This window comes from Thalassotalea euphylliae (assembly GCF_042682785.1).
GTDB lineage: Bacteria > Pseudomonadota > Gammaproteobacteria > Enterobacterales > Alteromonadaceae > Thalassotalea_F > Thalassotalea_F euphylliae.
Genome location: NZ_JBHUIB010000001.1, coordinates 771766 through 785889 on the forward strand (window position 1 = coordinate 771766; position 14124 = coordinate 785889).

Sequence of the window (14124 nt, forward strand, 5' to 3'; positions counted from 1 at the left end):
AATAGATCTGAGATTACCTGACATATAGATCTTTACCTAACTGAGGTTAAACACTTAAGGTTTACTGACAATTGCTCTATTACCGAAGCTTTATTTTTGTACCAAATTTCAGCTAGATATTCAGTAACAGTGCCAACACTTGAAGGAAACAGAATATTTCCCGCTACTTTAGCGAATGGTCCATCGGTTTCGAGTAGAACCCTATCTTGAGGTATCCACGAAATTACTTTTTTTGCTCTGGCTGAGTTCAGCATAGCTGGCCCAATAGAAAAGAAGCAACCTAGATCAACGGCTTCCTGTACTTGCTTCTTTGTTCCTAAGAACCAGTGAAGAATAGGGACTCCTGCTTTAGGGTGTAACCTAAGCTGTTCAAGTACTTCTCCTGTAGCGTTTAGACTATGAATAGTTAGGATTTTATCATCAAACATCTCACAGTTTTTTAAAATATGGGTGAAAACCTCTAGCTGATCATCAAAATGTTCTCTATAACCTTTTGAACTGTCTAGGCCGATTTCTCCGATATATCGAGTTCTATCAACTAGCCTATCGAATAGTGCTAATTCATTTTTTCTTAGATGAGCAAGTTGAGGGTGCAGTCCCAAAGCCGTTTTACAGTGTTTTATGCCACTTGTTAACTGGACTGTACCTTCAAAAGCCGAAGGCACAGTTGTTACTGATAGCACGTAATAATTACTGCTTTTTATGTCGTTCAATACCTCTTGACGATCTGGATATAAATCAACATGGCAATGAAGATCCATCATGACGATTTATCCGCTTGGAGAAATAATTCAACCTCTGCCAATCCTCGCTTAATAGTTGATTCTAATTTTTCTCGTATATATTTATCTTGCGGTATCGGCCCCGACATTCTTAACCAAGAACGATAATTATCTGTCTGCTTCAACCGAATAATGGCAGTTTGAACCGCTTGAAGATCATCACGCGTATCTTTTTCTTTGATAAGCCCTTTCAACCGCTTTGTCTTGTATGGCGCATCTTGTGTAAAACCAGCATGAAAAACTGACGCTCTTCGAATAAGACAAGGTACACAATGCCCACACTGTTTATGCTCTCTGTGCCAATGACTACATGAAACACTTAGAGGAACTGCTTTTCTAATTGCGTCTTGATCAACACATTCCGCTAACATTTCACCTTTAGTTTTGAATTGATACGGGTTTACAAATTTGACATGAAACCCAGTGTCTCTAAGCAAAGATTCAAGCCTGCTTAGAAAATTAGGATGAGTAGTTCTAGTGCTATGGCTACCAATCCGTCTTCTGGTAAGCGGTGGATTTATAGAAATATAGCCATTCTCAGGGACGACAATAGTTTCAATTCTGCTATCGCAATTAGCATTTCTTAAGGCTGATATACCAAGTACCGCCATAGCTAGGAAGTTGAAACTTCTTCCCCTCATGCTAATGTCAGTTTTACCTTCTAAATGCTTGATAATATGAGGAGACATTGAATAGGACAGTTCGCCGAATGGCGGGGATAATAAATGCTTAATATCTTCCTGTTTCGCACCATCACCACGATAAGCGTGGCTAACCAAAAGAGGCTTTAAATCTGACTCTCCGTTTAAAATGTCAATTGCACCAACTGCGCTATCAAGACCACCAGAAAAAAGGCAAACTGAGTTGAGTCCAATTAGTGATTTTGCCTTGGCTTTCGCTTGTTCACTATTCTTAGGAGCTGGCATTGCCATAGTTGTTTTTTCAAACGTAAACTGCCATTGATCGCCTGTAAGAAAGTTGAGCAAAGAACTTAGTTCAGGCTCTACAAAATTCCACATATCCTCATCGGTAACAGGAACATGCAAATGCATTTTCCTCGCCCATGCATTTTCTGCATTATCCCTCAATTCAAACGTATCAGCGGCGGTAACGGCAGTTGCAATTGTTATCAGATCTATTGCATCAGCATCTACATTCAATCCTAAATCACGAACTGTTTGTAGTAATTGTTTCGACACTAAGCTGTGCTTAGTGATGTCATTTTGATGCGTATGGAACATCTGGACAGGATGACAATCATCAGAAAAATCAGGCAAGTTAGCTGGGTCATGGTTAAAATAAAAATTAGTCATCAAAGCTCTCCCATTCATCCACTGTCATTGCAATTGCACCAGCTTGAATTTTAGTAATATTTTCCTTGCTAATAGTACTAGGGTTGCCATTAGTTACTTTGTCTAACTGCTCTTGTGTGATCACTTTTATTAATTCCCTTAACTCAACTTCCATTTGATGATGTTTGCTTGCAGGCTCAACGTGAAACCATGCTCTGCCCATTCCTTCTACAACATCTTGAAATATAAGATCTGTTAAATAACAGCCTATGGCTTCTTGGATAACTTCGTCGGTAAAACTGTTAGGATCAAATTCTTCAGTATCGGGTAGAGCTTCTTCTAACGCGTAATCTAACGCAACTCTAACAGCATCCGAATCGGCATTATCAGGTGCTAAATGACTAGCAATTTTGTCGATTGCTTGGTCAGTCGATAACCCAGTTAAATCACCTAATGATAAGCTTTGATTATTAATCGTTACGGTGTCGCCACGCATGACACCAAGCAGTCCAGAACCAGCAGTTATGCCACTTGCTAGTCTCCGGCTTGTGCTCTTACCTCCGCCAGAGCCTTTTCTAGAGTAACTTTTTAATGAACGCTTTAGATCCGAGGTTGAGCCACCTGTTTGAGCGTATTTACCAAATGCTCTTCTGGCACTGGCAAACCTATTTGGAGGCGGTGTTGCCGTAGGTGAACCACCGATTTCTTGTTGAACCTTGTCATTGTCAATATCATTGCTATTGTCATTCTGATCACCTACTTGACTACTGTCAGAACCAGTTTGATCATCCCCATCAGTACCTGATGCAGGTTCTATCGTGACGGAATCTCCTTGCTCTGCCCACGATGGAATGAGTGGACTTTTATTATTCGGTCCCGTTGACGACGCTGAAGTACCCATATTACTTAGTTCCCTCTAGCTCTTTTAAAATTGGATTAAGCCATCTTTGACGAGGCAAGCTTTTTAAGAATGTAAGAAGACTTAAGCAACATTTTTCATCCTGCTTGGCAAGTAGCACCGCTCCATAAATGCCTGTAGGTCTTTCGGTCCAATCACCAATCAACTTAAAGTTTTCAATCAAACCATCCATGACTGACATGTATTCTTCCTTCGGAGTTGTGGTAATCGCAGTAGAGTTAACGCCACTGACCCTTACTTTTTGCTTCATTAATTCTTCTACGAGTTTTTGAGCAGCTCCCGACATTACCGCATTAACAGCGCCCATTGGAATGCTTTCTCGACTCAGATATGCCGCTGGAGTCAAATCCATCTCAGTAAACATTGGAGGTAATTTTGACCATTTATCAATAAAGGCTAGGTCTAGCTTCCACTCTTCAGGTAACTTTATTTCGTCAAATTCAACTTCTGGATTTTCGAGATCCGCTAATACTTTTGGATATCCGTTTTCCTTATCAATTAATTCATAAAGCTTGTTAGTAGCCTGAGTGCCCAAGCACCTCTCAAAAATTACCAGCTTAGTGATAGTTTTTTCATCAAGCTGCATTCCTCGACGGTGAGCCGTTTTCTTTCTCATCTTAACTTGATTGAGTAATCTCTTAACTATGCGAGGGTTGCCGTTAATGTTTGTGGACTCAGCTAATAGTGGAGCTAACTGTTCAGCAACTACAAATTTACTTCTGAGTTCGGAATGCTTTTCGATTGAGTGATATTGAAGTAGCTCATCAACGGTAATTTGTGGTTGTTTCCACGACAGCCTTAATGATTCTTCAAGGGCACACCTTATCGTTTCTAACTGAGTATCGGTAACACCGTGATCTTGGGCGGTGAGCATCATTAAATATGCCCTTATCTCAAGAACTCCGGGTCTTGGTACATGCACAGGAATTTGAATAAGCTTGTCTAAATAATCAGTTTGATGTCGTTGAGATGCACCTTTGTGATATTCAGGTACTGCCAAGCGGATCATGTCTTCATCTGCGGCAATAACAAAGGCGGTATTTGGTAAAAACAGAAATAATCTGATCGCCTCAAGTGTTGAAATGGCATTAAATGGAGAACAGCGATCTAAATTATCGACATAGACAATAAGTGGTTTATCAAACTCCTTTAGCAGATCTGAATATGCCTTTCGGAATTCTTTAATTTCTTTAGGGGGTGAGAATGATTTCTTACCTTTGATTAGACCTTTGTTTTTCTTAGCGACATCTTTAGCACCGTCCACAGCATCCTTTACATCACCAACATCCAGTTCACCATCATCACCACCACTGAATAATCCCATAAACTTCTGTATACCACCCATAGTTGGTATACCCGCTAATGCTGCACCACCATCCATTAGTAGCCCCATCAGTCTGATCTTATCTATTCGTCCAGCAAACTCTTTTGCTTTTGCACTTAGGTTTTTATCGTCTGCTGCTTTTTTAACTAAAGTAGATGCGATTGTTTCTAATAGTGCTGCTTTAGCATCATCGTATCCTTGGAATGTCCATGCATCAAAATGTACTTGGATATATTCTTGTTCATCAGTTTCCAAAGATGCTTTGGTAAGTTCAAGAATGGTAGATTTTCCTGCGCCCCAATCCCCAAAGACACCAATGCTAATAGGCATTAATTCCTTTTCAGTTATAAGATCTTTAATCGACTCAGCCGTTTCATTAAAATTTAAGAAATCAATTTTTGATTCTTTATCAGACCACATAACATCTCCTTTTATTTATTATTTCTTTTGTTCCATTCTTTCTAAAGTACGGTGAACTGTAGGGCGGCTAACAGAATATTTTTTTGCTAATGCTGAGATTGACTCACCATTTAATTTATCTTTATATAATTCTTCCGCTTGCTTGTCTGACAATGCAGGCAATCTGCCCATATGCTTGCCTTTAGCTCTCGCTTCTTCACGACCTTCTGCCGTTCTAGCTTTTATAAGATCTCTATCTAGCTGCGCAAAGACGCCACATAGGTTAATCATTGCTGTTGCAAACGGATTATTATTATTTGTGTTTAATGAGCCATCTATAATATTAAGACAAGCTCCTTTATTGTGAATGCTCTCGATAGCCTCAAGAATAGATTTTAACGACCGTCCCAAACGGTCGAGGCGTGTAACAATTACTTCATCACCATCCCTAATGAAATCAATTAACTCCATTAGCTTTTCATCATTTTTAATTGAAGTTCCTGATTGTTTACCCTGAAAGATCTTCTCACAACCATATTCGTCCAACTTGGACAGTTGAACATTCAATTCTTGCTTTTTCGTTGAGACCCTTGCAAAACCAACTTTCATATATGTACGAAACCTATAACTTTCGTACACCTTACCAAACAACTGAACGAAAGTCCATTAAATGATATTCGTACATGAACGTAACAAAATATAGATATTCGTACACAATGCAGAGAGAAAATAAAGACAATTCTAACTATCAAGTGACTTAATTATTCCGCACGCTTCAACTGTGTTTTCAGTTGTGCATGAACTTGCCATTTGTTGAAGCTCTGCCTTTAACGCCTTGAGTTCTCTCATGCGCTTATTAACTAAGGTCAATTGTTGCTCGATAAGAGCATTAACACTTGCACAGCTTTCTTCTGGCTTATTTTTAAGTTCAATAAGACGTTTAACATCTATAAGAGGGATATCCAAACTTCGGCAATGCTTTATAAACTCTAATTCTTTTAAAGCCCGTTCACCGTATAACCTGTAATTCCCTTCAGTACGTTCAGGAGTTGAAAGCAACCCTTCTTTCTCGTAATACCGAATTGTTTGTATCGAACACCCTGTCGTTTTTGAAAGTTCACCTATTTTCATAAAACTTTACTCCTAAAGCTTGACTCTATAGTAACTATAGACTTTATAGTTGAATTATTAAACAAATAACTAAGGACGTGTAATGAGTGGTTGTGGTTGCGAAGTCGAACTAAAAGATGCGAAACAAAAACATGTGCTGTATTGGTTACTCGGTATTAATGCATTTATGTTCTGCGTTGAGATTACTGTGGGGCTATATGCAAATTCAACGGCTTTGATAGCAGATTCAATGGATATGCTGGCTGATGCAATTGTCTATGGTATTGCTCTGTATGCCGTGAGCCGATCTTTAAAGCATAAAGCCAATGCAGCCCTTATCAGCGGTTACTTTCAGCTAACACTCGGATTACTGATAATCTTTGACATAGTAAGAAGAATACTCGGAGAAGGTGAGCCTCACTCTTGGTTCATGATCGGCTTTGGTTTTATTGCATTAATAGCAAACGTTATTTGTTTAGTTTTAATCAGAAAGCATAACAATGGTGAAGTGCATATGCGTGCAAGCTGGATATTTTCAGCCAACGATGTGATCGCAAATATGGGCGTAATTGCTGCTGGTGTGCTGGTGATGCTGCTTGATTCACGCTGGCCTGACATTGTGATTGGTAGTGTGATTGCAACCCTAATTTTAAGAGGGGCTTACCTGATTATTACTGATGCGAAGAAAGAGCTGAGCAACGCAGAGTTAACAAGCGAAAACAATGGCTGTAGCGGAAGTAAATCAAAATCATGTTCTTAAAGGAGATTGATAATGAATGCTAATTATTTAGAGAAAACAAAAATATTAGACTTTGATGATCAAAGCATCCAATCGTTAATAGCGGAGCGAAATTGGCAAACTTTGGATGATTACAACAAGATTGGAGCTGCTTACACCTTTGTTAAAGACGATATTCAGTTCGGTTACAACCGCAGCGATGATATCGCAGCAAGTGAAGTTTTAGCCGATGGCTATGGACAGTGCAACACCAAGGGAAACTTGTTAATGGCTCTCTTACGAGCGCTCGGTATTCAGTGTCGTTTTCATGGTTTTACGATTGATCAACAACTTCAGAAAGGCGCAATTCCTTCTTATGTATTTTGGTTGGCCCCTAAATACATTATCCATAGCTGGGTAGAAGTGCTCTATGATGGTAAATGGATCAATTTGGAAGGCTTTATTCTCGACGAAGCTTATCTAAGTTCAATTCAATCCAAATTCAGTCAAGCTAAAGATAGTTTTTGTGGTTATGGCATCGCTACTACCTGCATAAGTAACCCAGAGACTAACTGGGTTGGGAAAGATACTTATATCCAAAAAGAAGGCATACACGACGACTTTGGCCTTTATGACTCGCCCGATGAATTCTATGCTGAGCAGGGAACCAATCTGACGGGTATTAAACGTTGGGCGTACCAAAACTTTATCCGTCATATCATTAATTGGAATGTACAAAGGCTTAGAGGAAAAAATGTAAGTGCCGAGGCTCAACATGCATAGTCACTCTCACGGTCATAATCACTCTCACAATGATGAGGACGCTTCGAGACGTATTGGCTGGGCTTTTTTTCTAAACCTCTCGTTTACCATCATCGAGTTTATTGGGGGTTGGTTAACCAATAGTACGGCAATCATGGCAGATGCTATCCATGATTTAGGAGATAGCATTTCCATAGGCACAGCATGGGGATTGAATAAGCTCAGTAACAAGCCTGCCTCTAGCCAGTTTTCATACGGTTACAAGCGCTTTTCATTGCTTGGCGCATTGATTAACGGTTTAGTATTAACTGTTGGTTCCGTTTTTATACTAATTGAGGCTATACCAAGATTGGCTAACCCCGAAATGCCTCAAGTCGAAGGAATGCTCTTATTAGCTATTTTTGGCATGGTGGTAAATGGTTATGCTGCCTATAAGCTAAGTCATGGAAAGACCTTAAATGAACGAGTTTTAAACTGGCACTTGCTTGAAGACGTTTTAGGTTGGATAGCTATATTTATTGTATCAATCGTATTGATGTTTGTTGAATGGCCCATACTCGACCCTATTTTATCAATTGGGTTTACTCTTTTTATTTTATTTAATGTTGTAAGAACACTGAAATCGACACTTATGCTCTTCTTGCAAGCGACACCAGATATTGAGCTTATTGAAAATATTAAATCGAAAATAGTTTCTAAAGCCATTGTGGGTGAAGTACATCACTTGCACATCTGGTCACTTGATGGTGAAAACAACGTTTTAACCGCTCATATTGTTTTAAACACTGAAATATCTAACGAGGAACTGAAATCGTACAAACTAGAATTACAGCATGAGCTTAAAGAGTTTGATTTTGCTCATACAACAATTGAAATAGAGTTCATAGACGAGCAATGTCGTGACGCAAGCTAAATGATAGTGTTAACATTGACATAACTAAGAGAACATTGAACGAAATGAATATTAAACAAATTCCTGCATACATCATGATAATGCTGATACTACTTCAGTCATTTTCTGCTGTGGCAAAAATTGCTGATATTCATATTGTTGATTCCGAACATATAAAAACCGAGCATGTTCATGCTTTAGATGACCATATTTCTTCTGAACAATTAATACAATCAACAGCAGATATTGACCAACACAACCCCGCTGATTGTCATCATTGCGGACACTGCAATGGCTCACACGTACAGTTTGCTACACACATCTACATCAGTGAGAATTTTGATTTCAAATCAAATCATGCCTTTAATTACTTAAAAGTAGTGATTGAAGCCCCACTTTCAAGGTTGCTTCGCCCTCCCAAAAGTTAGTCCTTTTATTTAATTTGCGCGTTAGGCGGCAAGCCTTCGCTCCTTTCATAAAATAAACAGGACAAAATATGAATATGTCTTATTTTAAGGCTCCCGTGCTTACTTGGAAGAAAGTAAAACGGTTGCTTCTGTTGTCATTTTTAGTGACAACCAATAACGTATTTGCAAATGGCTTATCCATTGATTCAGTTTCATTATCAGATGCGATACAACGAACACTTGCAAACAACCCACAGTTAACGGCTTTTGAATACAAACAAAAGCGCTTAGACGGCGAGTTAGCTACCGCAGGATTAAAACCTGAATATAACATCAGTGTTGAATTGGAAAACTTTGCAGGTACAGGTGATGTATCTGGATTCAACGACGCTGAATTAACCTTGTCGATATCTTCCGTAGTGGAGTTGGGTGATAAAGTAAATAGCAGAAAGTTTTATGTTAATGCCCAACAGCAAGCTATAGCTGTTGATAAAAGAATACAAACTCTCGATATTTTGGGTGAAGTAGCAGCTCGCTATATCGATGTTTTAACCTTGCAACAAGTCATGCTCGTCAATGAAAATGCAGAAAAGCTAGCAAGAGAAACCTATCAAACCGTCTCGAAAAAAGTTCGTGTTGGTTCAGCACCGTCATCAGAGCGCAAGCGAGCAGAAGCAGCTTTAGCAACAGCTAGACTAAAGACGCTAACCATTTCCAAGCAGTTAGAGGCCAGTGTTCGTAAGTTAGCTATTATGTGGGGAGAGCAATCACCGCAATTCTCTCGTGTATCAGGCGATTTATTTGCGTTTCCCAAAACAATATCGCTCGAATACATCATGGCTCAACTTTCTCAAAGCCCTCATATATTAGCTTATGCAGAGCAATCGAGAATTCAGCAAGCTCAATTACAATCAATCAACACACAAAGCCACGCTAATATAACGTGGAGCGCAGGAGTAAAAAGACTTGAAGGTAGCAATGACACTGCGTTGGTTGCAGGGTTTAGCGTCCCTCTATTTACGAGTGATAGAAACAGAGGCAATTATCAATCCCAAAAAGCAATACTCGATGAAGGTGAGCAGCAAAAGAAAGCCAGTGAGCGAGCAATTTACAGCCAATTAGCGACATTTTATTCGGCTCAGGAAGAGGCTCGCCTTACGGTTGAAACCTTACAAACTAGTATTATTCCACCACAAGAAAGTGCTTTGTCATTAGTGCAAAAAGCCTACTCGGACGGGCGCTTTAGTTATTTGGAACTAGTTTCAGTTCAAAAAGAGCTTATTGAGATGCAATACGCGCTTATTTTTGCCGCAAGTGAGGTTCACAAACAAAGCGCCGCCATCGAGTCCTTATCAGGCATTCCATTAATTTCTTTCGGCAATACAGCAAGCCAACTTTCAAGCTTTATCGAGAATTAATCATGAAAAATATAAAAAAATTAAATGTACCAATCAGTCTTTTCAAATTAATGCTTGTTGCTGTAATTGGTTTCACCTCCGTCACGACTTCAGCCAGTGAAGAACATGCTGATGAGTTCGTGTCCATGTCTGCTGAAATGGCTAAACAAAACGGTATTGAAACAATTGTTGTTACCAGCGGAGTTATTCGCAATGAAGAGATTCTTTACGGAAAAATTGTCGCTGATCCTGCCTCTCTTGCACATGTTAATGCGAGATTCGATGGTGTTATTAAGGAAGTAAAAGTTAATCTCGGCGAAGAGGTTAAAAAAAGTGAAACGTTGGTAGTCATCGAATCCAATGAAAGCTTAAACCAATATTCGATAAAAGCACCAATGTCAGGGCGTATAGTCGCTAGGCAAGCAAATATTGGCGAGCTTACAAACGGTGAAAACTTGCTGACAATAGCCAACTTTGACGTGGTTTGGGCACAACTATCAGTGTTTCCTACTCAGCTAAGTAAGGTTAACGTTGACCAGCAGGTGCTAATTCATAGCACGGAATTTAATCAAAGTGCGCAAATTAGCTATTTAACACCATCACTAAACGACAAGCCTTATTCGTTGGCATATGTAAAATTAAATAACAAAACGAAAAACTGGCCGCTTGGCTCAGCAATTAAAGGGGCGGTTACAACTAGTCAACACTCTGCTCCAATTGTTGTGCCAAAAGAAGCCATTCAAGAGTTTGAAGGCAATGATGTTGTTTTTATTAAGGAAGGCAATGAATACCACCCTAGCGCCGTAAAAACTGGCGCTTCAGACGCTATCAATATTGCTATCATCGAGGGTTTGAACGTCGGCGAAAGTGTGGTTGTTAAGAACAGCTACCTGCTAGTTGCAGATCTAAAAAAATCGGAGGCTGGGCATGAACACTAAACTCCGAAGTCTTTATTTACTTCATATTAGCTTCAATATTATCGAGGTGAAAATATGATCGCTTGGATACTAGAATTATCTATCCGCCGACGTGGAACTATGTTGCTAATGGCGTTGTTTATCATCGCTTTAGGAATGTGGAATTATCAAAAGCTACCTATTGATGCCGTGCCTGATATTACCAATGTACAAGTACAAATAAACACGCAGGCTCAAGGTTATTCACCTTTGGAAACAGAGCAACGGATCACGTTTATTGTCGAAACGGGCTTGGCGGGTTTACCTAAGCTCGATTATACCCGTTCACTTTCTCGATATGGTCTGTCACAAGTAACAGTTGTGTTCGAAGAAGGCACAGATCTGTATTTTGCCAGAAATCTAATCAATGAGCGGCTTAGCGCAATTAAAGAGCAACTACCGTTAGGTATTGAACCAGAAATGGGGCCAATTGCTACGGGCCTCGGTGAAATATACATGTACAGTATAACTGCCGACGAGAGTGCAAAGCAGAATAATGGCTTACCCTATGACGCGATGGCGTTAAGGGAGATCCATGACTGGGTAGTGAAACCACAACTTTCATTGGTTAAAGGGATTACGGAAATCAATGCAATTGGTGGCTATAAAAAGCAATACCATATCAACCCAGATCCTTTAAAGATGCTGCACTTCGGCATTACCAGTGATGCGTTATCAAAAGCAGTAATGCGAAATAATGCTAATCAAGGGGCAGGATTTATAGAAACAAGCGGACAGCAAATTCTTGTTCGTTCACAAGCTCAATTGCAAACTATTCAAGACATTCAAAACGTCATTATTAAAAGCGATGACGGCACACTTGTAAAAGTTAAAGATGTTGCCGAAGTTGCGATAGGAAAAGAGCTAAGAACTGGTGCTGCATCACAGGAAGGTAAGGAAAGTGTGATTGGCACAGCAATGATGCTGGTAGGAGAAAATTCACGCTCGGTGGCTTTGGCTGTTGGCGACAAGCTTAGTGAAATTCAAAATAGCTTACCTCAAGGAGTGTCAATAGTTCCCTTATATGACAGGACAACTCTGGTTGATAAAGCAATTAGCACCGTACAGAAAAATCTCATTGAAGGCGCGTTGTTAGTTATCTTCGTATTGTTCCTATTACTGGGTAATATACGAGCCGCTCTAATTACTGCCGCAGTCATTCCTTTGGCAATGTTGGCAACAATCACGGGCATGGTTCAAAGCAAGGTCTCTGCGAATTTAATGAGTTTGGGAGCTTTGGATTTTGGATTAATTGTCGATGGAGCGGTAATCATCGTTGAGAACTGCATTCGGCGCTTAGCAGAAAGCCAAAAACGAAATGGTTCAGTCATTTCCCTCAAGGAGCGGTTAGATATTGTTTATGCTGCAACCAATGAGGTGATACGGCCTAGTGTTTTTGGCGTATTGATTATAACCATCGTCTATGTGCCTTTGTTTACCTTATCGGGTGTTGAGGGCAAAATGTTTCATCCGATGGCTGCAACTGTGATCATCGCTCTATTGTCTGCAATGGTATTTACCTTCACGCTCGTTCCCGCAGCAGTTGCGTTATTCTTGAAAGGCAAAATCAGCGAAAAAGAAAGTCCGATCATTGTCGGTGCTAAGTCAGTATATCGTCCGGTTTTGAAGTGGGCTTTAAAACTACGATGGCTAGTTGTTTGTGGCGCTGCTTTACTTGTGACATTTAGCATATTACTTGGTAGTAAGTTAGGATCTGAATTTGTTCCACAACTTAATGAAGGTGACATTGCACTGCACGCGATGCGTATTCCGGGCACTGGTATTGACCAAGCTGTAGAAATGCAGAAGATACTTGAACAACACATTATGAAATATGATGAGGTTGCTACGGTGTTTTCAAAAACAGGCACAGCAGAAGTGGCGACAGATGCGATGCCGCCAAATGTGACTGATACTTTTCTTATACTAAAGCCTAGAGAGCAATGGCCCAACCCCAATTTAACGAAAGCGGATTTTGTTGGAAAGCTGGAAAAAGATCTCAGTTCGATTCCCGGCAATAATTATGAGTTTACTCAACCAATTCAGATGCGATTTAACGAATTAATTAGTGGAGTAAGAGCTGATTTGGGGATTAAACTCTACGGTGATGACCTATCCCAACTTGTTAATTCAGCACAAGAAATTTTAACTGCACTCAATACAATTTCAGGTGTCGCAGATGCAAGGCTTGAACAAGTTGATGATGTGCCTATTTTTACTGTTAATCCCAAGCCTGAAGCATTAGCATTATACGGGTTAGATATAAGCGATTTACAATTTTGGTTAAAAACTGTCGTGTCAGGTGAAAGTGCAGGGTTAATATTCGAAGGTGATCGTCGATTTGAAATTGTAATTAGATACCCAGAGCTGTTGCGAACCGACCTTGATCAGTTAGGAAATTTGCCAATCGCAACAGAAAGTGGTGAGTTTGTACCTGTGAGTGAGGTTGCAGAGTTAAATTATACGACGGTTCCAAGTCAAATCAGCCGAGAAAATGGTAAGAGACGAATTGTAGTTACAGCAAATGTTAGAAACCGAGATCTAGGCTCATTCGTACAAGAGGCACAGCAAAAAATTCAACAAAATGTTGAATTGCCTGCTGGTTATTGGCTTGAGTACGGCGGAACATTTGAGCAACTTGAGAGTGCAACGCAAAGATTATCCATCGTAGTACCTGCCACATTGTTTGTAATTTTGACACTGCTAGTCATAGCATTTAGTTCAATAAAAGATGCCCTGATCATATTTAGTGGTGTGCCTTTAGCACTTACAGGCGGCGTACTGGCTTTGTGGTTAAGAGACATGCCTCTTTCAATTTCTGCTGCTGTTGGGTTTATCGCTCTTTCAGGGATAGCTGTATTAAATGGACTGGTGATGCTGTCATTCATTAAACAGCGATTACTTGAAACGGGAGAATTAATTAACTCAATTATCGACGGTGCAACGGTAAGGCTACGTCCTGTATTAATGACGGCACTCGTTGCTAGTTTAGGATTCATTCCTATGGCGTTAAATGTTGGAACTGGAGCTGAAGTTCAGAGGCCATTAGCGACGGTGGTGATTGGGGGAATTATTTCCTCAACTTTACTAACTTTAGTTGTATTGCCTGTTCTTTATCGAATTGTTTATCACAAATTCAAATCTTAACTTTAGTTTGGAGGCTTCT

General features: G+C 39.9%; 13 protein-coding genes. 7 read left to right on the forward strand and 6 right to left on the reverse strand.

What is annotated here, in order from left to right:
* Positions 1–32: 32 nt before the first annotated feature.
* From qatD to cadR, 6 genes are all read right to left on the reverse strand, one after another.
* Positions 33–764, reverse strand: a complete 732-nt coding sequence (gene qatD / locus ACFSJY_RS03475) for a Qat anti-phage system TatD family nuclease QatD (protein WP_386031140.1) — start codon at positions 762–764, stop codon at positions 33–35.
* Entirely contained in the window at positions 761–2095 is a 1335-nt protein-coding gene (qatC, locus tag ACFSJY_RS03480; RefSeq protein ID WP_386031142.1) for a Qat anti-phage system QueC-like protein QatC, read from the reverse strand. Before qatC ends, qatD begins: the two co-directional genes overlap by 4 nt.
* Positions 2088–2975 (reverse strand): hypothetical protein, encoded by an 888-nt coding sequence (locus ACFSJY_RS03485; protein WP_386031144.1) that lies wholly within the window; start codon positions 2973–2975, stop codon positions 2088–2090. The genes qatC and ACFSJY_RS03485 overlap by 8 nt, the downstream gene beginning before the upstream one ends.
* Before the next feature lies 1 nt (position 2976).
* Positions 2977–4737 (reverse strand): KAP family P-loop NTPase fold protein, encoded by a 1761-nt coding sequence (locus tag ACFSJY_RS03490; RefSeq protein ID WP_386031146.1) that lies wholly within the window; start codon positions 4735–4737, stop codon positions 2977–2979.
* An 18-nt stretch (positions 4738–4755) separates the two neighbouring features.
* Positions 4756–5325 carry a recombinase family protein gene (locus tag ACFSJY_RS03495; RefSeq protein ID WP_386031148.1) on the reverse strand — a complete coding sequence of 190 codons (570 nt, stop codon included), beginning with the start codon at positions 5323–5325 and terminating at the stop codon, positions 4756–4758.
* A 132-nt stretch (positions 5326–5457) separates the two neighbouring features.
* A complete protein-coding gene (cadR, locus tag ACFSJY_RS03500) occupies positions 5458–5847 on the reverse strand; it encodes a Cd(II)/Pb(II)-responsive transcriptional regulator (RefSeq protein WP_386031150.1) in 390 nt (129 codons plus the stop codon).
* Between the two features lie 82 nt (positions 5848–5929).
* Here cadR and ACFSJY_RS03505 point away from each other — a divergent pair, with 82 nt between their 5' ends.
* The 7 genes from ACFSJY_RS03505 to ACFSJY_RS03535 all read left to right on the forward strand — a co-directional run bounded on the left by ACFSJY_RS03505 (position 5930) and on the right by ACFSJY_RS03535 (position 14105).
* On the forward strand, positions 5930–6586 hold the full coding sequence (locus ACFSJY_RS03505; RefSeq protein WP_386031152.1) for a cation efflux transmembrane domain-containing protein: 657 nt from the start codon (positions 5930–5932) through the stop codon (positions 6584–6586).
* A 12-nt stretch (positions 6587–6598) separates the two neighbouring features.
* Positions 6599–7327 carry a transglutaminase-like domain-containing protein gene (locus ACFSJY_RS03510; protein WP_386031154.1) on the forward strand — a complete coding sequence of 243 codons (729 nt, stop codon included), beginning with the start codon at positions 6599–6601 and terminating at the stop codon, positions 7325–7327.
* On the forward strand, positions 7320–8219 hold the full coding sequence (locus ACFSJY_RS03515; RefSeq protein ID WP_386032214.1) for a cation diffusion facilitator family transporter: 900 nt from the start codon (positions 7320–7322) through the stop codon (positions 8217–8219). The genes ACFSJY_RS03510 and ACFSJY_RS03515 overlap by 8 nt, the downstream gene beginning before the upstream one ends.
* A 44-nt stretch (positions 8220–8263) precedes the next feature.
* The gene (locus tag ACFSJY_RS03520; RefSeq protein WP_386031156.1) at positions 8264–8626 is read left to right on the forward strand and encodes a hypothetical protein; all 363 of its coding nucleotides are present in this window, start codon (positions 8264–8266) and stop codon (positions 8624–8626) included.
* Positions 8627–8694: 68 nt separating this feature from the next.
* A complete protein-coding gene (locus ACFSJY_RS03525; RefSeq protein ID WP_386031158.1) occupies positions 8695–10023 on the forward strand; it encodes a TolC family protein in 1329 nt (442 codons plus the stop codon).
* A gap of 2 nt (positions 10024–10025) precedes the next feature.
* Positions 10026–10940 (forward strand): efflux RND transporter periplasmic adaptor subunit, encoded by a 915-nt coding sequence (locus ACFSJY_RS03530; protein ID WP_386031160.1) that lies wholly within the window; start codon positions 10026–10028, stop codon positions 10938–10940.
* 54 nt (positions 10941–10994) lie between these two features.
* Positions 10995–14105: an efflux RND transporter permease subunit gene (locus ACFSJY_RS03535; protein ID WP_386031162.1), complete on the forward strand. Its 3111-nt coding sequence runs from the start codon at positions 10995–10997 to the stop codon at positions 14103–14105.
* Positions 14106–14124: the final 19 nt, after the last annotated feature.